Below are 21,551 nucleotides of genomic sequence, written 5' to 3'. Positions count from 1 at the left end.
GGTGGGGCCCGTCCGGCAGGTGAGGCGCAAGGGAGTCAGCTGCGCCAGACGTCGGCGGTCAGCGTGACCTTGCCGGAGGACGGCACCGTGGCCGTGCGGTTGGCACCGCTCTCCCAGGTGACGTTGCCGCTCGCGTCCTTGCGGACGTACTTGTACTCGAACGACGTGCCGGCGGGCAGGCTCACGTCGAGTTTCCAGACGGGGTACGTGGCCGGGTCCAGCTTCGGCGCGGCGGCGGGGTTCCAGCTGCCGAGCGCGGACTGGTTGCCGGTGACGTAGATGTTCTGGCCGAGCTGGGTGGTGGCGTTGACGCCGAAGGAGGCACCGGACGTTCCCGTGCCGGGGTCGGTCGGGTCCGTCGGGTCGGTCGGGTCGGTGCCGCCGCCGGTGCAGGTGCGGGCACCCGTCTGGAGGGCGAGTGCCGTGTTGGCGCCGAGCGTGGCGGTGAACTGGCCGGAGCCGTTGACCGTGACGCCCTTGCCGGACTGGACGTCGCAGTAGTCGCCGGCGGCCAGCGAGGTCTGGAACGTACGGGTCAGCGAGGAGCCCTCGTGGTTGATCGCGACGTATGCCTTGGAGCCGCGGCCGAAGGCGATCTGGTCGCCGCCGTTGTCCCACCAGTTGGTGACGGCCTCACCGCGTGCGGTGTTGCGGAAGCCGACCATGGAGGAGATCTCGGTCCAGGCGTGCTGGCACTTCCAGCCGTCGCTGAAGCAGGCGTTCACCGTGCCGCCGCTGGGCGGGCCGGCGTCCTTGTCGGACCACTCGTAGCCGGAGTGGACGTCGGGCGAGCCGTAGGGCCAGGCCAGCATGAACACGCTGGCGAGGGTGTAGTTCGCACCGTCCTTGTAGTTCAGCGTCTCGCCGTTGCGCTCGGTGTCGTGGTTGTCGACGAACACCGCGGCCTTCGAGGAGGACATGAAGCCCCAGCCCTCGCCGAAGTTCTTCAGGTTGGCGAGGTTCTCGTTGTTGAAGGTCTGCTTGAGGCTGCGGGCGTAGCGGAACTCCTGGACGTCGCCGGTGCCGGCGTACTCGTCGGGCGATACGGCCTCGCCGCCGCCGTAGATCGCCTCCTGCTTCCAGTAGACGCCGGAGTTGCTCAGCCGGGACTTGATGTTGGCGAGGTCACCGGCGGGGATGTGCTTGGCCGCGTCGATGCGGAAGCCGTCGACGCCCAGGGAGAGCAGGTCGTTGAGGTATCCGGCGATCTTGCCGCGGACGTAGTCCTCACCGGTGTCCAGGTCGGCCAGGCCGACGAGTTCGCAGTTCTGGACGTTGGCCCGGTCGCCGTAGTTGTTGATCTGCGACTGGCAGTCGTTCATGTCGTTGACCGAGTACAGGCCGGGGTAGTCGTACTTGCTGTACGAGGACCCGCCCGTGCCCGTGCCGGAACCGGCCGACATGTGGTTGATGACCGAGTCGGCCACGACCTTGACGCCCGCGCTGTGGCAGGTGCTGACCATGTTGGCGAACGAGGTGCGGTCGCCGAGCCGTCCGGCGATCTTGTAGCTGACCGGCTGGTACGAGGTCCACCACTGCCCGCCCTGGATGTGCTCCTGGGGCGGCGAGACCTGCACGTAGCCGTAGCCGGCCGGGCCGAGGGAGTCCGTGCACGCCTTGGCCACGGAGTCGAACTTCCACTCGAAGAGGACGGCGGTGACGTCCTTGGTGCCCGGGGCGGAGGCCTGTGCGTTCGTGGCGGGGACCACGAGGGCGGCGGCGCCCGCTATCAGAGCGAGCGCGGCAGACAGGGGTCTGCTGGCCATGTTTTCCTCCTGCTGTGGGGGAAATGCGGGTGACGGTTCAGAGGCTTTCGCGTTACCTCCGACCGGGCGTCCAAGCCCTGGCGCACACGCTTCCGGCGTTGCGGTCGGTCGCCGACGCTCCGCGCCGGCTCCCTCCTCCGCCTTGGAATCGCACGCACCAGACCACGTCCGCTCTCCGGTCCGAGGCAACCCGCGCCTCGCAGCCTCATACGGCAACGCGCCCTGCCCTCAAGGCTCCTGAATGTTCTTGCTGCAAGAATGCAAACCTTGCCGCGGGGAGACCGTACGAGTCCGTCAGGTTCCGGTCAACCCTTTGGACACGACCTGCTCACATCCGCGAAATACTGCAGATTTCTTCCTGCAAGGTCTTACGCAAGACATTGCAGCGCTGTTACCTTTCTCCCGACTCCGGTCCGGTCGGCCGGGGGTCCCGTCACCCACGGGCCCCACGCGCCCGGCCGGCCGGGCCGGTCACACCACCGGAAAGGCCCCGAGGCCGCTTCCCCGCCGGCCCATCCGGGCCGGTCTCGGGGCCTCTCCTGTGCGTGACCCCACAGTCCCGTTCCACTCGCGCACGGTGACGGTCCGTCAGGAACCGCACCGCCGCGGCAGGCCCGGCAGGCCTCACTAGACTCGCCTCCCATGTGGCCAGAACAGCAGTCGCCCCGTGATCAGCCGGACCCGCGGGCCGAGTACCCCGGTTCGACTCCCCCGCAGTCCGGCCTGCCGGGCCCCGACTGGCACGCCGCACCCACACTCGGCATGGGTACAACCGGGCCCCGCCGCCGGAACAGGACCGTGACCGCCGTCGTGGCCGCTTCCGCGGCGGTCGTCGTGGCCTGCGGCGTGACCGGCTTCCTGGTGCTCCGCGACGACGGGGGCGAGGGCAACGCGAAGGCCGGCACCGAACCCGCGGCGACGGGCTCGGCGAGCCCCGACGGCACGGACCGGTCCGCGGCCGGGAGCGGCTCGGGTCCGCTCGTCCCCGGCTGGAACACGGTGGTCAACGCCAAGCGCGGCATCACCTTCGACGTGCCCGCCTCCTGGGCCCGGCAGTCCGCGAGCTGGGTCAGCTACGTCGCGGAGGACGACGACCCCGAGGAGAAGCCGCTGGTCGCGATGATGGCCCCGGCGGTCCTCAAGGAGAAGTGGTGCACGTCCGACGACGACAGGAACGGCACCGAGGAGGACACCCCGCTCGCCTCGACGGGCACCACCGGGGAGAAGGGCTCGAAGAGCGCTGCCGAGGCCGCCGAGGACACCGCGAAGACCTGGGTCTACGGCGCCTACACCCAGCCCGACCGAACCCGCCTCACGATCGGTGAGCCCGAGTCGTACCGGACGAAGACGGGCGTCGAGGGCAGCCTCGTGACCGTCACGTCGTCCGGATCGGCGAAGAAGGGCAAGTGCGACACCGACGGCAAGGCGATGACGTTCGCCTTCAAGAACGCGGCGGGCGGCTTCGTGTCGTGGACCTACTTCGGGGCGCACGGGGTGCCCGACGAGGTGTCCGACACCACGATCCGTCAGATCCTCGGCACGGTACGGCTTTTCAAGGAGGGCGACGGGGAGGGCTGAGGGATGCGGCAGTCGCGGACGTCACCGCCGATCCCGCCGGGCCCGCCGTCCGCCGTCCCACCGGAATCACCGCCCCGCGTGCGCTCCGCGCTCGCGGCGCCGGCCCGAGGACGCGCGTCGGGGCCGGGTCCCCCCTCCGGACCCGGCCCCGATTCCGCCCGCGTTCAGGCGCTGCGCAGCGCCGCCGTGGACCCCCGTACCACCAGCTCCGGCTGGAACACGTACTCCGTGCGCTGTACGGGACTTCCGCCTATCTCCTCCAGCAGCGCGCCCACCGCGGCCGCCGCCATCGCCTGTACCGGCTGGCGCACCGTGGTCAGCGGCGGGTCGGTGAACGCGATGAGCTGCGAGTCGTCGAACCCGACCACGGACACGTCGCGCGGCACGTCGAGCCCTCGGTCCCGGGCAGCACGCACCACGCCCAGCGCCATCAGGTCACTGCCGCAGACGATGCCCGTGCAGCCCTGGTCCAGCAGGGCACCGGCCGCCACCTGACCGCCCTCGACGCTGAACAGCGTGGAACAGACCAGGGTTTCGGCGTCGGTGCGGTCCAGGCCCAGCAACGAGACCGCGGCGTCCACGAACCCGTCCCGCTTGCGGCGTGAGGGCACATAGCGCTGCGGTCCGATGGCCAGACCGACCCGGCGGTGGCCGAGCTCGGCGAGATGCCCCACGGCCATCCGCACGGCAGCGTTGTCATCGGGCGAGACGAACGGGGCGCTGATCCGCTCGTTGTAGCCGTTGATCAGTACGAACGGCACGCCGCGGTCGGTCAGCGCGGCGTAGCGCGCCGGGTCGGCCGAGGTGTCGGCGTGCAGTCCGGAGAGGAACACTATGCCCCCGACGCCGCGTTCGACGAGCTGCTCGACGAGCTCGTCCTCCGTGGCACCGCCGGGCAGCTGGGTGCAGAGCACCGGCGTGTAGCCGTGCCCCGCCAGGACCTGCTCCACGGACTGCGCGAACGCCGGGAAGATCGGGTTGGTGAGCTCGGGCGTCACCAGTCCGATCAGGCCGGCGCTGCGCTGCCGCAGCCGTACAGGACGTTCGTAGCCCAGGATGTCGAGCGCCGCGAGCACCCGCTGACGCGTGGTGTCCGCGACGCCCGGCTTGCCGTTGAGCACCCGGCTGACGGTCGCCTCGCTGACGGACGCCTGTCCGGCGATGTCCGACAGTCTCAGCGCGCCGCCCGTGCCGGGGCCTCGCGGCAGGGGAACACTCACACCGTCCACCACACCGTGGTGTCCGCCGGCAGCTCGATCTCGGCGCCGTCGGCGGCGACCGGGGTGCTGGACAGCAGGACGGTGCCGCGCACGGGGATGCGGACCGGGGTGCCCGTCGTGTTCACGGTGCAGACGAAGCCGGGGCGGGCGAAGACCAGTACGCCCTCGGGGCCGTCCAGCCACTCCACCGCCGTTCCGGCGCCGAGCCCCGGGTGCACCCGGCGGGCGGCGATCGCGGCCCGGTACAGCTCCAGGGTGGAGCCGGACACGCCGGCCTGGGCCTCGATGCTCAGCTCGCCCCAGCCCGCGGGCTGCGGCAGCCAGCTGCCGCCTTCGCCGAAGCCGTACGAGCTGCCCTCACGGGTCCACGGGATCGGCACGCGGCAGCCGTCGCGGAAGCCGTCCTGGCCCTCGGCCCGGAAGAACGACGGGTCCTGGCGGGCCTCGTCGGGCAGGTCGGTGACGTCGGGCAGGCCGAGCTCCTCGCCCTGGTAGACGTAGGCGGAGCCGGGCAGCGCCAGCATCAGCAGGCTGGCCGCACGGGCCCGGCGCAGGCCCAGCTCGCGGTCGCCCGCGGTGCGGATCTGGGTGCCGAGGCCGGCCGGGTTGGCGAAGCGGGTCGCGTGCCGGGTGACGTCGTGGTTGGAGAGCACCCAGGTGGTGGGCGCGCCGACCGGACCCATCGCGTTCAGCGAGGTGTCGATGACGGCGCGCAGCTCGGCCGCGTCCCAGGCGGTGGCCAGGTACTGGAAGTTGAAGGCCTGGTGCATCTCGTCCGGGCGCACGTAGTTGGCGGTGCGCTCGACGGTCGGGGTCCAGGCCTCGGCCACCGCGATGCGCCCGCCCGTCGCCTGCCGCCGCCCCTCCGGCGAAGGCGCTTCGGACCCCATGGTGTCGGGGTACTCGTCGAGGATGGTGCGCCAGCTGCGGTAGATCTCGTGCACACCGTCCTGGTCGAAGAACGGCATGACATCGTTTCCGAGCAGCTTCAGCTGGTCGTGCGCGCCCAGGTCGGGCAGTCCCTCGGCCTTGACGAGGCCGTGTGCGACGTCGACCCGGAAGCCGTCGACGCCCATGTCGAGCCAGAAGCGCAGGATCGAGCGGAATTCGTCGGCGACGGCCGGGTGTTCCCAGTTGAAGTCGGGCTGCTCGGGAGCGAAGAGGTGGAGGTACCAGTCGCCGGGTGTGCCGTCCGGGTCGGTGGTCCGGGTCCAGGCCGGTCCACCGAAGATGGACTCCCAGTCGTTGGGCGGGAGTTCGCCGTCGGCGCCCTTGCCGGCGCGGAAGTGGTAGCGGTCGCGCAGGGCGGAGCCGGGGCCCTCGGCGAGCGCGCGCTTGAACCACTCGTGCTGGTCGGAGGAGTGGTTGGGCACCAGGTCGACGATGATCCGCAGGCCCAGGTCGTGGGCGTCCCGGATCAGGGCGTCGGCGTCCAGCAGCGTGCCGAACATCGGGTCGATGGCCCGGTAGTCGGCGACGTCGTAGCCCGCGTCGGCCTGCGGGGAGGCGTAGAAGGGGCTGAGCCACACCGCGTCGACGCCGAGGTCCCTGAGGTACGGGAGCCGGGCGGTGACGCCTGCGAGATCGCCCATGCCGTCGCCGTTGCCGTCGGCGAAACTGCGCGGATAGACCTGGTAGATCACCGCGTCCTGCCACCAGCCGGTGCGGTGGCCCGGGGCGTCGTCGGACGTGCCGGTGGAGGGGGCAGCGAGGTGCTGGGTCATGTCGTCCCTGGGGTGTCTGGGTGGGGGGTGGCGCCGGGACCGGGTCGGGATGCCGGCGCCACCGTGACTTGGTGCGTGCGGGTCGTACGGCCGTGCTGCCGCGGGGAGGGTGCTGACGGTCTCGGCCGGACCGGCGAGCGGTGTCGCGTGCCGGGCGCCCGGCGCGATCGTCAGCACCCTCCCGGGTCAGCCCTTGACGGCTCCGGCGGACATGCCGGTGACGAGGTGCTTCTGCGCGAACAGGAAGACCAGGGCCGCGGGTATCGCGATCAGCACGGACGCGGCCGTCATCGGGCCCCACTGGGCTCCGTACTGGTTGACGAACAGCTGGAGTCCGCCGGCGAGCGTGAGGTTGTCCTCGCCGACCATGAAGGCGGAGGCGTACGCCACCTCGCCCCAGGCGGTGATGAAGGAGTAGAACGCGGTGACGGCGAGGCCGGGCTTGGCCAGCGGCAGGATGAGCCGCCAGAACGTGCCGAACGGGGTGAGGCCGTCGACCTGGCCCGACTCGTCGATCTCGCGCGGGATGGTGTCGAAGAAGCCCTTCATCATCCAGGCGCAGAAGGGCACCGAGATGGTGAGGTAGGTGATGACCAGACCGGCCGGCTTATTGAGCAGCCCCATGCCCGCCATGATGTTGTAGATCGGCACGATGAGGACGGCGACGGGGAACATCTGCGTGATCAGCAGCGTCCACATCAGTCCGCGCTTGCCGGGGAAGCGGAAGCGGCTGACCGCGTAGCCGGTGGAGGCGGAGACGATCACTCCGAGGAGTGTGGTGAGACCCGCGACGACGACCGAGTTGCCGAACCATGTCAGGAACTTCGTGTTCTGGAGCAGGTTCGTGTAGTTCTCGAAGGTCGTCTCTTTGAAGAAGTCCGTGGTGGTCGCGAATTCGGCGGGCTTCAGCGAGGTGAGCAGGACCCAGAGCACGGGGAAGACCGCGATCACGGACGCGACGATCAGCGTCAGGTGCAGTGCGGTGGAGGCCAGCGGTGAACGCTCGCCCCGCAGCCGGACCTTGGGCGCGGAGTGCCGCGCGGTGGAGGTGGTTGCGGTGGTCACCAGTCGTCTCCCTGGGTGCGGAGGACTCGCCGGTACACGGCGGCGAAGAGCAGCAGGAGTACGAGGATCAGTACGCCCCAGGTGGAGGACTGCGCGAAGTCGCGCGGGCTGACCTCGAAGGAGAACTTGTACGCCTGGGTGACCAGGATCTGGGTGGCCTCGCCGGGTCCGCCGCGGGTGAGCAGGAAGATCACCGGGAACATGTTGAAGGTCCAGATGGTGGAGAGCAGGATCACCGTCGTGGAGACGGGCCGCAGTCCGGGCAGTGTTATGTGCCGGAAGCGCTGCCAGGCGGTGGCGCCGTCCATCTCGGCGGCCTCGTAGTGCTCGCTGGGGATGGACTGGAGCCCGCCGAGGAGGGCGACCATCATGAACGGCACACCGAGCCACACGTTGACGGCGATGACGGAGATCTTCGCCCAGGTGGGGTCGTCGAGCCAGGCGATGCCGTCGAAGCCGCCGCCGGAGAGGACCTTGTTGAGCAGCCCGCGGTCCTCGTTGTAGAGGAAGCGCCAGGCGAAGACGGAGACGAAGCCGGGGATGGCCCAGGGCAGGATGAGCGCCATCCGGTAGGCGGAGCGCCCGGCGATCCTGCGGTTGAGGATGTTCGCGAGTGCCATGCCGAGGGCGAAGGTGATGGCCACACAGGAGACCGTCCACACCAGGGTCCACCCGAGCGTGCCGAGGAACTGGTCACCGGTGAGCGCGTCGGCGTAGTTGTCCAGCCCCACGAACTCGTACGTGGCGGGGCTGTGGTTGACACCGATGGACCGCGCGACGTTGCGCTCGTTGGCGTCGGTCAGCGACAGGTAGATGCCGCGGACCAGCGGATACCCGATGATCACGCCGATCACGATCACGACGGGCGCGACCATGGTCCAGGCGTACCAGTGCGTCGACAGAGCCCGCCGGAGCTTGCTCGGGGGCGGGGGGTTACCAGTACCGCGGCTCCGGCCGCGGGCGACGTCGTCGCCCGCGGCCTTCGCCACCGACTGGCTGGTGTGGACAGCCATCAGTCGGCCTGCCTTCCTGAGTTACTTCCAGCCCTTGAGGAGCTTGCGGTAGGAGTCGCCGGTCGTCTTGACGGCCTTCTCCGGGGAGGTCTGGCCGGTGAGGACCTTGGTGTACTCGGTGACGAGCGGCGCGAAGAGGCTGCCGGTCTCCGGGATCCAGGGGCGCTCGACGGCGCTCTCGACGACCGGCTTGAAGAAGCCGACGATCTCGTTGTCGACGACGGCTTCCTCGGCGTAGGCGGAGGTGCGGGTCGGCAGGAGGTTGAGCTCCTTGGTGACCTGGGCCTGCGTCTTGACGGAGGTCATGTAGTCGACGAAGGCGTAGGAGGCGTCGAGGTTCTTGGAACCGGCGTAGACGGCCAGGTTGTGACCACCCTGCGGGGCACCCTGCGCGGCGGAGCCGGCCGGGACCGGGGCGACGCCCAGGTTCGCCTTGTCCTTGAACTCCTTGCCGGCGTACGTGTCGGCGACGGCCCACGGGCCGTTGATCATCATCGCGACATCGCCGTCCTTGAAGGACGACTGCATGTTCTCCCAGCCGTCCGTCGCGTCGGTCTTCGCGGCGCCGGAGTCGACGAGGTCCTTGACGACCTTCATGGCCTTGACGCCGGCCGCGTTGTCGATGGTGACGGACTTGTCGGCGGCGTTGACCATGTCGCCGCCCTCGCCGTACAGGAAGGACAGGAACCAGTACGCGTCGTCGCCGCGCAGGTAGAAGCCGGTCTTGCCGGTCTTGGCCTTGATCTTCTTCGAGACGGACTTCAGCTCGTCGATCGACTTCGGGACCTCGACGCCGGCCTCCTTGAAGATCTTCTTGTTGTAGAAGATGCCCATGGAGTCGATGACCTGCGGCACCGCGTACGTCTTGCCGTCGTACTTGGTGGACGCCGCGGCCTGCTTCAGGAAGTCCTCCGGCTTCTGCAGGGCCGGGGTTCCGTCCAGCGGGGCGAGGTAGTCGAGGTCCGCGAACTCGGGGGTCCAGGCGACCTCGGAGCGGATGACGTCGGGGGCGCCGGAGCCGGACTGGGCCGCGTTCTTGAACTTGTTCTGGGCGTCACCGAAGGGAACGTTGACGTACTTGACGTCGACCTTCGGGTGCTCCTTCTCGAAGCCCTCGGCGATCTTCTTGAAGACCTTGTCCTCGCTGCCCGCGGTGGAGGTGTCCCACCACGTCACGGTGCCGGAGAGCTCGCCCGAGCTCTTGGAGGTGCCGTTGGAACTGTCGTCATCGCTGCCGCAGGCGGTCGCCGCGAGCGCCAGGCCCGCAACCAGGGCGGTGGCCGTTATGCCACGTCGCATCTGAACTCCTTCAACTGCCGTACCGCTCCGTCGCGGCGCCGGGTCGACGTGAACGTAACAAGGATGAAAGACGGCCGAAAGAGTTTGCGGAAGATTTCTGCAAGCTTCGGCGATCGTTACATTCGCGTGTCCTCACGGTTGCCGTCAAGCCTCTTGACGGGAGTGCCTGACCCCTGGCAGTGGCGGGTGCCCGCACCTGATTCCGCAGTGCGACGACCTGACCGCGACCCGCATTCCCGCGCCGCAAGACCTTGCAAGACGTTGCTGCCGGGCCATGGGGGCGCCCACTCCTGCCCGTGCGCGCGAGCCCCCGCGCGGGAGCTGTCGCACGATTCCTGTCCATGGTGGGCAATCCGACCCACGCCCGGTACAGTCCAGTCCCATGACCGCACGGCTTGCCGATATCGCAACTCAGGCGGGGGTCAGCGAAGCGACGGTCAGCCGTGTACTGAACGGCAAGCCCGGTGTTGCTGCGGCCACCCGCGAATCCGTCCTTGCCGCGCTCGACGTCCTCGGCTACGAACGGCCCGTACGTCTGCGCAGGCGCAGCGCGGGACTCGTCGGCCTGATCACGCCCGAGCTGGAGAACCCCATCTTCCCGGCGCTCGCCCAGGTCATCGGCCAGGCACTGACGCGACAGGGTTACACCCCGGTGCTGGCGACCCAGACGCCCGGCGGCTCCACCGAGGACGAGCTGACGGAGATGCTGGTCGACCGGGGCGTCTCGGGCATCATCTTCGTCTCAGGACTGCACGCCGACACCTCGGCCGACATGCAGCGCTACGAACAACTGCGCGCCCAGGGCGTCCCCTTCGTCCTCGTCAACGGCTTCTCCCCCAAGGTGCAGGCGCCGTTCATCTCGCCGGACGACCGGGCCGCCATGCGACTCGCGGTCACGCACCTGGTGTCGCTGGGCCACACCCGGATCGGCCTGGCGGTCGGCCCGAAGCGCTTCGTGCCCGTCCTCCGCAAGATCGAGGGCTTCCACGCCACGATGCAGGAACAGTTGAACCTCACCGCGGACGAGGTGGAGGAACTGATCCAGCACTCCCTGTACACGCTGGAGGGCGGGCAGGCGGCCGCCTCGGCGCTGATGGAGCGGGGCTGCACAGCGGTGGTGTGCGCGAGCGACATGATGGCGCTCGGTGCGATCCGCGCCGCCCGCCGGCTCTCCAGGGACGTACCGCGCGACCTTTCGGTGGTCGGCTACGACGACTCTCCGCTCATAGCGTTCACCGATCCGCCGCTGACCACGATCCGGCAGCCGGTGACGGCGATGGGACAGGCCGCGGTGCGCACGCTCCTGGAGGAGATCGGCGGCACGCCCGCCCCGCACAGCGAGTTCGTCTTCATGCCGGAGCTGGTCGTGCGCGGCTCGACCGCCGCGGGCCCCGGTCCCGACGCGGCCGCCGCCGCCCCGGCCGTCCCAGGATCCCACGCGCGCCCGTAGCCCGCAGGACGTGCAACCCGCTCCCGACCGGAGGATCATCAGGCGGAGGGGGCAAATCTGGCAGACTCTGTGCCTATGGGTGAATTGAGCGTGAAACCACAGGAAGGCCGCACGGAGGCCACCCCGTCACCCATCGTGAACGAGGCGGCTCCCGAGGCGAATGCGAAGCAGAACGGCGAAGCGAACCGGATCAGCAGACTGCTCGACCGCGGTCTGGCCGGACTCCGCTCGCCACGGTCGCCACGGCGACCACGCATCTGGTTCGAAATCCTGCTGATCGCGGTCAGTTACTGGCTGTACTCGCTGGTGCGCAACGCCGTCCCGGAACAGAAGACGGCGGCCCTCTCCAACGCCGACTGGCTGTGGTCGGTCGAGCGGTTCCTGGGAATCGCCGTGGAGCAGTCGGTCAACCACGCGGTCAACTCGGTGACATGGCTGATCGTGTCGATGAACTACTACTACGCGACGCTGCACTTCGTCGTCACCATCGGTGTGCTCATCTGGCTGTTCCGCCGCCACCCGGGCCGCTACGCACCGGCCCGCCTGGCGCTGTTCGCGACCACGGCGGTGGCTCTGCTCGGCTACTACCTGTACCCGCTGGCTCCGCCCCGGCTGATGAACGGCGGCAACTTCATCGACACGGTCATGGTCCACCAGACCTGGGGTTCGATGGCTTCGGGCAACTTCAAGCAGATGTCGAACCAGTACGCGGCGATGCCGTCGATGCACATCGGCTGGTCGCTGTGGTGCGGCCTGACCGTCTTCGCACTGGCCTCCGCGCCGTGGGCGCGCATCCTGGGCCTGCTCTACCCGGCGGTGACCCTGATCGTGATCGTGGCGACCGCGAACCACTTCTGGCTGGACGCGGTGGGCGGCATGGCGTGTCTGGCCTTCGGTTACGCGGTGTCGTACGCGTGGTACGGAGCGCTGCCGCACCACCTGCCGAAGCTGATTCCGCCGAAACCCACCCGCCGCCCGCGCCTGGCGGCGGTGACGAAGCGCCCGCATGCCCAGAAGGCGGCGGCGGGCGGCAACTGATCAAGCGGGCCGGGCTCCTCAAGCCCCTCGGCGCTTGAGGAGCGGGGGCGCGGCAGCGCCCCGGAACCCCGGACGCACCCGCCCACGCAGCGCACACGCACCTCGCCCGCACCGGCACACGTCCACGCACGCACACCGCGCGCCCTCACGACCGCAGCCTCATCGCCCTGCAACGTCCCGGCAGGGGCCCCGCGAGGGCCCCTCACGCAGCCCCGTAGAACCGCTCCTCCATCACTGCCCGAGCCCGCCGCGTGATCCGCCGGTAGTCGTCCAACATGTCACCGACGTGCCCGGGCTCGTACCCCAGATACCGCCCCACCGCGGTCAGCTCCCGCGGCCCGGACGGGAACGTGTCGGCCGGCCGGCCGCGCACCAGCATCACCGCGTTGCGGACCCGTGTCGCCAGCACCCACGCCTCGTCCAGCGTCTGCGCGTCCTCGCCGGAGATCAGCTCCGCCGCGCACGCCGCGGCCAGCGCCTCCCTGGTCCGGGTGGTGCGCAGTCCCGGCTCCGCCCAGCCGTGCTGCATCTGCATCAGCTGGACCGTCCACTCCACGTCGCTCAGCCCGCCCCGGCCCAGCTTGGTGTGCAGGGTCGAGTCCGCGCCACGCGGCAGCCGCTCGGACTCCATCCGGGCCTTCAGCCGCCGGATCTCCCGGACCGCGTCCTCTCCCAGTCCCTCCACCGGATACCGCAGCGGGTCGATGAGCTCGATGAAGTCACGGCCCAGGTCGATGTCGCCGGCCATCGGCTGGGCGCGCAGCAGTGCCTGGCTCTCCCAGACCAGCGACCAGCGCCGGTAGTAGGCCTCGTACGACTTCAGGGTGCGCACCAGCGGCCCGCTCTTGCCCTCGGGGCGCAGATCCGCGTCGATGAGCAGCGGCGGGTCGGCGGTGGGCAGCTGGAGGAGCCGTCGCATCTCGGCGACGACCCGGTTCGCGGCCCGGCTCGCCTCCTGGTCGTCGACGCCCTCCCTGGGCGCGTGCACGAACAGGACGTCCGCGTCGGAGCCGTATCCCAGCTCGTGGCCGCCGAAGCGGCCCATGCCGATCACCGCGAACCGCGTGGGCAGGGTGTCGCCCCACTCCGCGCGGACGGCGGCGCGCAGCGCCCCGGCGATCGTGACGGCGTTCAGATCGGTGACGGCGCTGCCGACCCGGTCGACGAGCGCCCCGGGGTCGGGTTCGGCGGGGCTGTCCTCGGTGCCGTAGGAGCCGATGAGGTCGGCGGACGTCGTACGGAACAGTTCGCGCCGGCGCACCCCGCGCACCACCGCCACCGCCGATTCGGCGTCCTCGGCCCGCCCCACCGCGGCCAGCACCTCCTGCTCCAGAGCCTCCCGGCTGCGCGGCTTCAGCCCCTGCGGGTCGCCGAGGATCGCCACCGCCTCGGGGGCGCGCAGCAGCAGGTCGGGGGCGAGGCGCCCGGCCGACAGGACCCGGGCGAGGTTCTCCGCCGCGGCGCCCTCGTCGCGGAGCAGTCGCAGGTACCACGGGGTCTTGCCGAGCGCGTCGGACACCTTGCGGAAGCCGAGGAGTCCGGCGTCCGGGTCGGCGGAGTCGGCGAACCAGCCGAGCAGCACCGGCAGCAGGGTGCGCTGGATGGCGGCCTTGCGCGAGACTCCGGACGACAACGCCTCCAGGTGCCGCAGGGCGGCCGCCGGGTCCTCGTATCCGAGGGCTTCGAGGCGGTGCGCGGCGGCCTTCGCGCTGAGCCGGGACTCGCCGGGCGCGAGCTGGGCGACGGCGTCGAGCAGCGGCCGGTAGAACAGCTTCTCGTGCAGCCGCCGCACCACGGACGCGTGCCGCTTCCAGGCCTGGTTCAGCTCGGCGATGGGGTCGGTGCGCATACCGAGGGAGCGTCCGAGCCGCCGCAGGTCCGGCTCGTCCACCGGGACCAGATGGGTGCGGCGCAGCCGGTAGAGCTGGATGCGGTGCTCCATGGCGCGCAGGAAGCGGTAGGCGTCGTCCAGCTGGGCGGCGTCCACCCGGCCCACGTATCCGCCCTCGGCGAGCGCGCCCAGCGCCTCCAGGGTCGATCCGCTGCGCAGGGCGGGGTCGCTGCGGCCGTGCACGAGCTGGAGCAGCTGGACGGCGAACTCGACGTCCCGCAGACCGCCGGGGCCGAGCTTGATCTCGCGGTCGACCCGGTCGGCGGGGATGGTGTCGACGACGCGGCGACGCATCTTCTGCACGTCGGGCACGAAGTTCTCGCGGTCGGCGGCCTGCCAGACGAGGGGCGAGACGGCCTCGACGTACTCGGCGCCCAGCTCGGGGTCACCGGCCACCGGCCGGGCCTTGAGAAGCGCCTGGAACTCCCAGGTCTTGGCCCAGCGCTGGTAGTAGGCGAGGTGCGAGCTGAGCGTGCGCACCAGCGGCCCGTTGCGGCCTTCGGGCCGGAGGTTGGCGTCGACGGGCCAGATGGTGCCCTCGACGGTCGTGTCGGAGCAGATCCGCATCATGTGCGCGGCCAGGCGGGTGGCGGCCTGCATGGCCGCGCTCTCCCCGGCGCCGTCGGCGTGGTCGGCGGGCTCCGCCACGAAGATGACGTCGACGTCGGAGACGTAGTTCAGTTCGTGGCCGCCGCACTTGCCCATCGCGATGACGGCGAGCCGGCACTGCGCGGCGTCGGCGGGCGTGGCCGTACGCGCGATGGCGAGCGCGGCCCGGAGCGTCGCGGTGGCCAGGTCGGCCAGCTCGGCGGCGGTCTCGGCGACGTCCGTCGTACCGCACACGTCACGTGCCGCTATCGACAGGAGGCACCGGCGGTAGGCGGCGCGCAACGAGTCCGGGTCGCCGGCCCCGGCCAGCTCACGTTCGAACTCGGGGACCCCGGGGTGCAGATCGGCCGCCTCGTACGTGACGAGGGCCTGCCAGTCGCGCGGGTGCCGGGCCAGGTGGTCGCCGAGGGCCTCGGACGCCCCGAGCACCCCGAGAAGCCGGTCCCGCAGGGGTTTGGCGGTGACGAGGGTGTCCAGCAGGATCTGCCGCTCGTCGGCCTCCTCGGCCTCGACGAGCCGGACGAGGCCGCGCAGCGCCAGATCGGGGTCGGCGGTCGCCCCGAGGGCTTCGAGGAGGACGGGGTCGGAGCGTACGGAGGACAGGTCGGGAAGGTCGAGGAGCCGCTCGGCGGCGGACGGATCGGTGAAACCGTGCCGCAGCAGTCGGGTGAACGTACTGCTCCTGCGCCCCGGCAACGTCGTCATTCCGCGCTCCTGCTCGCCGCCCGATCAGCCTCCAGCCTTCCGAGCCTAGCCGGGCCCTGATGTTCTCGTGGAGTGCCCGGCCCGTTTCATGACCCGGGTCCTTGGCGCGGGGTTCCGTCCTCAATCTCCCCCATAGCCTTAAGGGCATGGGGGGACCCCCTCGACAGGCTTTTGTGCGGGTGCCCCGCGGGGCGCGCCTTACCCGGTGGGTGGAGGTCCGAGGCCCCTCCGGGGCGTCTCCTCGGACGACGAACGTTCCGCCGGTACGCAGCGGACCCGGGTCGATGTTCGTCGTCCTGCGGGGACTCCCCTGCACGGCCCCGGACCCGGCCGCCTTGCGTCTGCGGCAGTCGTCTCGCCGGTGTGCAGACGCAGGCGAGAGCGGGTGGGGGCGTGCAGGGGAGTCCCCGCAGAAAATGGCGACGACCCGGGTACCTGTTCGTCGTCGGGTGCACACGCCATTTCTGAGGAGTCTCCCCGGAGGGCCCCCGCCCCCACCCACCGGGCAGGGGCGCACCCCGCAACGCGGAGCACCCGCACAAAATCAAGCCCGTCCGGCGATTGAGGACGGAACCCCGCACCCCGGAAAGGGGCGCGTCCCGATGACGACGGTGGCGTACCACTCGTCGGAGGTGACCACACGCGGGACGAGCCCGGCGCTGCCCACGGCCTCCTCGGCCCGTGCCGCCTGCCGTTCGCTGGTCTCGACCAGCAGGCTGCCGCCCGGGGCGAGCCACTGCGGTGCCTCGGCGGCCACCCGTCGCATCACGTCGAGGCCGTCGCCGCCTCCGTCGAGGGCGACGAGCGGTTCGTGGACACGCGCCTCGGCGGGCAGCAGGGCGACATCGTCCGTCGGTACGTACGGCACATTGGCGAGGAGCACGTCGACGCGCCCGCGCAGGGAGCCGGGCAGGGGTTCGAAGAGGTCGCCCTCGTAGACGCGGCCCAGGCCGCCGACGTTGCGCCGGGCGCAGCGCACCGCGGCGGGTTCGACGTCGGCGGCGTGCAGCTCGACGTCGTCCAGCACGGCGGCGAGTGCGGCACCGAGCGCGCCCGAACCGCAGCAGAGGTCGACCACGACGGCCGGGTTCGGGGCCAGTTCCGCGGCCTGGCGGATCAGGAACTCGGTGCGGCGGCGGGGGACGAAGACCCCGGGATCCACCGCGATGCGCAGACCGCTGAACTCGGCCCAGCCGAGGACGTGTTCCAGGGGGTGACCGGTGACGCGCCGTTCCACCATGGCGGCGAGTTCGGCGGGACCGGGCGCGGTGGCGGCGATCAGATCCGCTTCGTCCTCGGCGAACACGCAGCCGGCGGAGCGAAGGGTGGTGACGAGAGAGGAAAGAGCGAGGGGTGACAGCGGGACCGGCATGGAGCGGAGAGCCTTTCGGGAAAACGCCGATGGGTGCTCCGCGGCCGGTTACGTCCGGTCGACCACGCGATCATGTGAGGCGAGCACCCAGCCTGATGCAGCGGTGATGGGTCCCACCTCCTTCGGTACGTCCCCGTGCGGGGATGCGAAACACTACCGCAGCCCGGCTCCGATCCGGTCCCCACCGCGGCCACGGATAATGACGCCCATGGAGCGCTCTGTGGGACTACGGGAACGCAAGAAGGAAGCCACCCGGCAGGCCGTGCACGAAGCTGCGTTGCGGCTGACCGTCGAGCACGGCTTCGACCAGCTCACGGTGGAGGCCGTGGCGGATGCGGCCGGCATCTCCCGCAGAACGTTCTCCAACTACTTCACCGGCAAGGAGGACGCCCTTCTCCACGGCGAGGAGCAGCAGATCGGGGAGCTCGTCAGGGCCGTGCGCGAGCGCCCCGCCGAGGAGGACGCCTGGACGGCTCTGCGGGCGGCCGTGGCACGGTTCGCCGAGCGCGTCGCACCTCCGGAACGCGAATGGGCCGTCCGCACCCGCCTGGCCATGAACCATCCCTCCCTCCTGGCCCGTCAGCTCGCCAACCACGCGGCGCTGGAACGGGACTTGGCCGAGGCCGTGGCCGGCCGGCCCGCCCACTCGACCGGGCCGGTCCGCCCCCTGGTCCTCGCCACGGCGTTCCTCTCCTCGCTGCGGATCGCGATGCGCATGTGGATCGAGGAGGACCTGGCCCGGGAGCCCATCGATGTGATGGACGAGATCCTGGACGAGATGGGACGCAGCTTCGGCTGAGCCGGCGACCGGGGCGACCGGGCAACCGCCGGGGCGGCGCCGTCCGCCGGGCTCACACCTCGGTCGGTACGCAGAGCACCGGCACGGTCGACAGGTGGAGGAGCTTGTGCGGGGTGGAGCCGAGCAGTGCCCCGCGGATCGGGCTCTCGCCCCAGCTGCCCACCACGATGACCCGGGCCTCGTGCCGTGCGGCGGCCTCGATCAGGGCCTGCGCCGGACTCCGGTCGATCACCTCGACGGTGGCGGGCACGCCCGCCTCTTCGGCCGCGGCGAGCGCGTGCTCAAGGCCCGAACGGCCGGCCTGGCGGACAGCCTCGTAGTGCGCCCGGTACTCCTCGCCCGTGGGGCCGGGCGGCGCCGCCCCGTAGACCAGGACCAGCGGCTCGTCGTATGCGGTGGCCACCTCGATGGCGATGCGCAGGGCGCGTGCGGCACCGGGTGACTCGTCGTAGCCGAGGACCACGGACATGTCAGCGCTCCTTGCCGTGCACGAGTTCGGGATCGACCACACCGCGGCGCTCGTCCCAGAACAGGGACGACCGGAACCGCCACACCACCATGAGCACCACACCGATCAGGCTGATGCAGATACCGATGACGAGCGGCGGACCGAGACCGAACCACGAGGTGCCGCTGTAGGAGTTCGCCGGGTCCGACATGTCGATGACGGACCGCACGAGCAGCCAGGTCAGCAGACCTGCTCCGATCAGCGGACCGAGGCCGATGAGCAGGAAGCTCCGTACGCTCTCGGTCAGATGGTGCCGGTAGTAGACCGCGCAGGCCACCCCGGTCAGCGCGTAGTAGAAGGCGATCAGCAGGGACAGCGCCGTCAGTGAGTCGAACAGGGCGTTCTCGCTGATCTGGTTGACGACGAGATACCAGGCGATGGCGATGGCGGCCACCCACCAGGTGCTCACGTCAGGTGTCCTGAACCGCGGGTTGATGCGGGCGAAGTGCGCCGGCAGCGCATGCCGGCGGGCCATCGACAGCGCGGTGCGGGAGGCGGGAATGATGGTGGTCTGGGTCGAGGCGAGGGCGGACGTCGCGACGGCGAGCAGCACGACCCAGTCCCAGCCGCCCATGACCTCGCGGGCGAGCAGGGCGAAGATGAACTCCTCCTCGTCGGCGTTCTCGGCCAGGTACGCCGTTCCGGCGAACGCGACGACCGCGAAGCCGACGGACAGGTACGTCACCAGCAGGATGATCGTCGACCACACACCCGCCTTGCCGGGAGCGGTCGCGGAGTCCTCGACCTCCTCGGTGAGGTTGACCGCGGATTCCCAGCCCCAGTAGATGAACACCCCCAGCAGCAGGCCGCTGGTGAGGGCCGCGCCGCCCGCCCCGAAGGGGTTGAGCCACGCGGCCGAGGGACGGATGGAGTCGAACGACGTCGTGCCCGCGTAGACGCGGTACAGCGCGACGATCACGAAGACGATGAGGAAGGCCACCTGCGCCAGGATCAGCACGTTCTGCACCTTGGCCGACAGCTCGGTACCGATGACGCACAGGCCGGTCATCACCAGGATCAGGATCACGGTGAGCAGTTGGCGCACGAAGGTGTTGTCGGCCCAGCTGTCGAGTCCGACGGCCAGCAGGCCGAAACTGACGGCGACGTCGGCCAGGGAACCCACGACGAGCACACCGGTCATCGTGATGGCCCATCCCCCCAGCCACCCGGTCCACGGCCCCATCGCGCGGGTCACCCAGGAGAACGTCGTCCCGCAGTCCTGGTCGACCTTGTTCAGGTAGTAGAAGGCCGACGCGATGAAGAGCATCGGCACGAAGGAGGCGAAGAGCACTCCGGGTGCGTAGATGCCGACGAGCGCGACGATCGGCCCGATGACGGCCGCCACGGAGTAGGCAGGTGAGGTGGCGTTCAGCCCGATGACGAGCGCGTCGACGAAGCCGATCGCGTTGGCCTTCAGAGTCGCCGGCCGCGCTGGTCCGGCAAGGTCCTTCGCCATGTGCCCTCGCTACGTCACGGGCCCCGGAAGGAAGCGGAATGGGCCGTTTCTCATGCTATGGAGGCGGTTCCGGGTGCGCACATCCGCCGCGCACACGGTCCAGCGGATGTACGCACCACGGGTCACTGCTCGCGCATGCCCCACGGTGCGCCGTACTCGGTCAGCAGATCGAGGAACGGACGCGGAGGCAGGGCCTCGGGCCCCAGCACCCCGCTGCCGCCCCACGCGCCGCCCGCGAGGAGTTCGAGCGCGGCCACGGGATTGATCGCGGTCTGCCAGACGACCGCCTGGGAGCCGTACTCCCGCATCGACCACTGGTTGTCGACGACGTGGTAGAGGTAGACCTCCCGGGGCCGGCCGTCCTTGACGCCCTTCACCCAGGTTCCCGCGCACGTCTTGCCGTGCATCCGCTCACCGAGCCCGGCGGGGTCGGGCAGGCAGGCGGCGACGACGTCACGGGGCGATACCGCGGCCTGCCCCGAGCCGCTCTTCACGGATACGGGTTCGGTCCGGTCGAGCCCGAGCATGTGGAGGGTGCGGAGCACCCCGATGAACTCGTCGCCGAGCCCGTACTTGAAGGTGACCTTCCGGGCCTTCAGCCACCGCGGGACGAGCAGCACCTCCTCGTGCTCCACGTTGACGCACTCCACGGGCCCGATGCCTTCGGGGAAGTCGAAGACCTCCGGCTCGCTGAAGGGGGCCGTGGTGTACCAGCCCCGCTCCTGCTCGTACACGACCGGCGGGTTCAGACACTCCTCGATGGTCGTCCAGATGCTGAACGACGGCGCGAAGTCATAGCCGTCCACCGTCAGATTCGCTCCGTCACGGATCCCGATCTCCTCGATCTCGTCGAAGAGCTCGTCGGAGGCGTACCGGGCGAACACATCGGACAGGCCGGGCTCCACGCCCATGCCCACGAGAGCGAGTCGCCCTGCGGCCTCCCACTCCGCGGCCCGTTCGAACTGCTCGTCCCCGAGCTTGACCCCGCACTCCTCGTACGGACGGGTCGGGTGCGGCCGGGACAAGGACATGGCCATGTCGAGGTAGTGGGCGCCGTGGGCGAGGGCGGACTCGAAGAGCGGCAGCACGAAACGAGGGTCCGTGGCGTTGAGCAGGACGTCGCAGCGGTGCTCACCGAGCGCTTGCCGCACCGCTGCCCGGTCCGAGGCGTCCAGCCGGGCGGCGCCGAACCGGTCCCCCTTCTCCCTCAGGGCCGCGACGGCGCTCTCCGCCCGTCCGAGGTCGTAGTCGGCGACGGTCATGTGCTCGAAGAAAGGCCGGCGGGCCGCGATCCTCGTGATCGCCGTGCCGACGCCTCCCGCTCCGACCAAGAGGACACGCATGGAAACACCACTCCTTCAGCTGTTCGGGCGATCTTCCGGGGGGGCACCTCAGCCGCAGTGCTGGATCTGCGAGGTCTGCATCCCGGCGAGGAACGTGGGCTTGACGTTCCGCTCCCGATTCTGCCGGGAATCGGGCTCCTTGGGCCCCTTGTCCTCGATCAGCCAGCTCTTGGACGGGTTCGCGACATCGGTGAAGTAGAGCCGGCTCGGCTCGTCGAGACTGACCGTCTCGCCGGCGGTGGTCACCTGACTCAGGGGTGTGACCCACCAGACGGTGCACCCGTCCATGGATCCCACATCCATGTAGTCACCCTGGGGAAAGGTCAGCGTGATGTCGTGGATGGGGAGGTGCCCGTGGTTGGCGATGCTCAGGGTCTCCGTACCGTCGGCGTTGGACTGCCGGATGAAGCTGACCTTGACCGCCTGCTCACGTTCCGCCTGCCGCTGGGCCTTCTCGCTCGCGTCACGCGACTGCATCAGGCTCAGGACGGACACGACCAGCGCCAGCACGGCGACTGCGGCGGCGATCCACTCCGTACGGAGACGGCGACGCGGCGGTGGAGCAGATGTCATGGATCCACCGTCGGCCGACTCGCCGCACCACGCCTCCGGGGCGCATCCTTCCGGGGGCCGGCCCCCGGCCCGGCCTTCCGCGCCCCCGCGCCCGGAAACCGCTCAGCGGGCCCGCTCGTGGACCAGCGGGGCCGTTCCCGGA

At 70.4% G+C, this 21,551-nt stretch carries 16 protein-coding genes; 4 read left to right on the top strand and 12 right to left on the bottom strand.

The genetic code is table 11. The features are described 5' to 3' along the window. Positions 1-35 precede the first annotated feature (35 nt). Positions 36-1,766, bottom strand: coding sequence for a carbohydrate-binding module family 20 domain-containing protein (locus ABT025_RS15285; RefSeq protein WP_350994016.1), 1,731 nt, complete (start codon positions 1,764-1,766; stop codon positions 36-38). Between the two features lie 762 nt (positions 1,767-2,528). On the opposite strand from ABT025_RS15285, the gene ABT025_RS15280 reads away from it, so the two are divergent. After that, positions 2,529-3,344, top strand: a complete 816-nt coding sequence (locus tag ABT025_RS15280; protein WP_350994050.1) for a DUF8017 domain-containing protein — start codon at positions 2,529-2,531, stop codon at positions 3,342-3,344. Positions 3,345-3,508: 164 nt separating this feature from the next. Here the strand turns inward: ABT025_RS15280 and ABT025_RS15275 are convergent, their stop codons facing one another. From ABT025_RS15275 to ABT025_RS15255, 5 genes are all read right to left on the bottom strand, one after another. Further along, positions 3,509-4,576 carry a LacI family DNA-binding transcriptional regulator gene (locus tag ABT025_RS15275; protein ID WP_350994013.1) on the bottom strand — a complete coding sequence of 356 codons (1,068 nt, stop codon included), beginning with the start codon at positions 4,574-4,576 and terminating at the stop codon, positions 3,509-3,511. Then, on the bottom strand, positions 4,561-6,288 hold the full coding sequence (locus ABT025_RS15270; RefSeq protein ID WP_350994010.1) for a glycoside hydrolase family 13 protein: 1,728 nt from the start codon (positions 6,286-6,288) through the stop codon (positions 4,561-4,563). Before ABT025_RS15270 ends, ABT025_RS15275 begins: the two co-directional genes overlap by 16 nt. Positions 6,289-6,474: 186 nt before the next feature. After that, the gene (locus tag ABT025_RS15265) at positions 6,475-7,353 is read right to left on the bottom strand and encodes a sugar ABC transporter permease (RefSeq protein WP_350994008.1); all 879 of its coding nucleotides are present in this window, start codon (positions 7,351-7,353) and stop codon (positions 6,475-6,477) included. After that, entirely contained in the window at positions 7,350-8,366 is a 1,017-nt protein-coding gene (locus ABT025_RS15260) for a carbohydrate ABC transporter permease (protein WP_350994006.1), read from the bottom strand. Before ABT025_RS15260 ends, ABT025_RS15265 begins: the two co-directional genes overlap by 4 nt. Positions 8,367-8,387: 21 nt before the next feature. Further along, positions 8,388-9,665: an extracellular solute-binding protein gene (locus tag ABT025_RS15255; protein ID WP_350994004.1), complete on the bottom strand. Its 1,278-nt coding sequence runs from the start codon at positions 9,663-9,665 to the stop codon at positions 8,388-8,390. Positions 9,666-10,047: 382 nt separating this feature from the next. Between ABT025_RS15255 and ABT025_RS15250 the strand changes: the two genes are divergently transcribed. Together ABT025_RS15250 and ABT025_RS15245 are read left to right on the top strand one after the other, a co-directional pair. Then, complete coding sequence (locus ABT025_RS15250) at positions 10,048-11,115, top strand: LacI family DNA-binding transcriptional regulator (protein WP_350994002.1); 1,068 nt, start codon at positions 10,048-10,050, stop codon at positions 11,113-11,115. A gap of 135 nt (positions 11,116-11,250) precedes the next feature. Next, positions 11,251-12,153, top strand: a complete 903-nt coding sequence (locus ABT025_RS15245) for a phosphatase PAP2 family protein (RefSeq protein WP_350994048.1) — start codon at positions 11,251-11,253, stop codon at positions 12,151-12,153. A gap of 202 nt (positions 12,154-12,355) precedes the next feature. On the opposite strand, the gene ABT025_RS15240 is transcribed toward ABT025_RS15245, so the two are convergent. Both ABT025_RS15240 and ABT025_RS15235 read right to left on the bottom strand, forming a co-directional pair. Continuing rightward, positions 12,356-15,358: a bifunctional [glutamine synthetase] adenylyltransferase/[glutamine synthetase]-adenylyl-L-tyrosine phosphorylase gene (locus ABT025_RS15240; protein WP_350994000.1), complete on the bottom strand. Its 3,003-nt coding sequence runs from the start codon at positions 15,356-15,358 to the stop codon at positions 12,356-12,358. A gap of 544 nt (positions 15,359-15,902) precedes the next feature. Beyond that, positions 15,903-16,730, bottom strand: coding sequence for a putative protein N(5)-glutamine methyltransferase (locus tag ABT025_RS15235; protein WP_350993998.1), 828 nt, complete (start codon positions 16,728-16,730; stop codon positions 15,903-15,905). Positions 16,731-16,938: 208 nt separating this feature from the next. Here ABT025_RS15235 and ABT025_RS15230 point away from each other — a divergent pair, with 208 nt between their 5' ends. Continuing rightward, positions 16,939-17,529, top strand: coding sequence for an acyl-CoA-like ligand-binding transcription factor (locus ABT025_RS15230; RefSeq protein WP_350993996.1), 591 nt, complete (start codon positions 16,939-16,941; stop codon positions 17,527-17,529). 52 nt (positions 17,530-17,581) lie between these two features. Here ABT025_RS15230 and ABT025_RS15225 read toward each other — a convergent pair whose 3' ends face one another. The 4 genes from ABT025_RS15225 to ABT025_RS15210 all read right to left on the bottom strand — a co-directional run bounded on the left by ABT025_RS15225 (position 17,582) and on the right by ABT025_RS15210 (position 21,409). Continuing rightward, positions 17,582-17,998 carry a universal stress protein gene (locus ABT025_RS15225; protein WP_350993994.1) on the bottom strand — a complete coding sequence of 139 codons (417 nt, stop codon included), beginning with the start codon at positions 17,996-17,998 and terminating at the stop codon, positions 17,582-17,584. Position 17,999: 1 nt separating this feature from the next. Then, positions 18,000-19,493, bottom strand: a complete 1,494-nt coding sequence (locus ABT025_RS15220; RefSeq protein WP_350993992.1) for an APC family permease — start codon at positions 19,491-19,493, stop codon at positions 18,000-18,002. A gap of 122 nt (positions 19,494-19,615) precedes the next feature. Next, a complete protein-coding gene (locus tag ABT025_RS15215) occupies positions 19,616-20,836 on the bottom strand; it encodes a saccharopine dehydrogenase family protein (RefSeq protein ID WP_350993990.1) in 1,221 nt (406 codons plus the stop codon). A gap of 48 nt (positions 20,837-20,884) precedes the next feature. Then, the gene (locus ABT025_RS15210) at positions 20,885-21,409 is read right to left on the bottom strand and encodes a hypothetical protein (protein ID WP_350993988.1); all 525 of its coding nucleotides are present in this window, start codon (positions 21,407-21,409) and stop codon (positions 20,885-20,887) included. Positions 21,410-21,551 lie beyond the last annotated feature (142 nt).

Source organism: Streptomyces sp. NPDC002809, assembly GCF_040295435.1.
GTDB lineage: Bacteria > Actinomycetota > Actinomycetes > Streptomycetales > Streptomycetaceae > Streptomyces.
The sequence above is the reverse complement of the archived record's forward strand: the minus strand, read 5'-3'. Positions and strand labels throughout refer to the sequence as shown.

Bases quoted from the DNA above. Each gene is read 5' to 3' on its own strand.
- ABT025_RS15285 (WP_350994016.1), bottom strand. From the start codon at position 1,766: ATGGCCAGCAGACCCCTGTCTGCCGCGCTCGCTCTGATAGCGGGCGCC.
- ABT025_RS15280 (WP_350994050.1), top strand. From the start codon at position 2,529: ATGGGTACAACCGGGCCCCGCCGCCGGAACAGGACCGTGACCGCCGTC.
- ABT025_RS15270 (WP_350994010.1), bottom strand. From the start codon at position 6,288: ATGACCCAGCACCTCGCTGCCCCCTCCACCGGCACGTCCGACGACGCC.
- ABT025_RS15260 (WP_350994006.1), bottom strand. From the start codon at position 8,366: ATGGCTGTCCACACCAGCCAGTCGGTGGCGAAGGCCGCGGGCGACGAC.
- ABT025_RS15255 (WP_350994004.1), bottom strand. From the start codon at position 9,665: ATGCGACGTGGCATAACGGCCACCGCCCTGGTTGCGGGCCTGGCGCTC.
- ABT025_RS15250 (WP_350994002.1), top strand. From the start codon at position 10,048: ATGACCGCACGGCTTGCCGATATCGCAACTCAGGCGGGGGTCAGCGAA.
- ABT025_RS15240 (WP_350994000.1), bottom strand. From the start codon at position 15,358: ATGACGACGTTGCCGGGGCGCAGGAGCAGTACGTTCACCCGACTGCTG.
- ABT025_RS15235 (WP_350993998.1), bottom strand. From the start codon at position 16,730: ATGCCGGTCCCGCTGTCACCCCTCGCTCTTTCCTCTCTCGTCACCACC.
- ABT025_RS15230 (WP_350993996.1), top strand. From the start codon at position 16,939: ATGGAGCGCTCTGTGGGACTACGGGAACGCAAGAAGGAAGCCACCCGG.
- ABT025_RS15225 (WP_350993994.1), bottom strand. From the start codon at position 17,998: ATGTCCGTGGTCCTCGGCTACGACGAGTCACCCGGTGCCGCACGCGCC.
- ABT025_RS15220 (WP_350993992.1), bottom strand. From the start codon at position 19,493: ATGGCGAAGGACCTTGCCGGACCAGCGCGGCCGGCGACTCTGAAGGCC.
- ABT025_RS15215 (WP_350993990.1), bottom strand. From the start codon at position 20,836: ATGCGTGTCCTCTTGGTCGGAGCGGGAGGCGTCGGCACGGCGATCACG.
- ABT025_RS15210 (WP_350993988.1), bottom strand. From the start codon at position 21,409: ATGACATCTGCTCCACCGCCGCGTCGCCGTCTCCGTACGGAGTGGATC.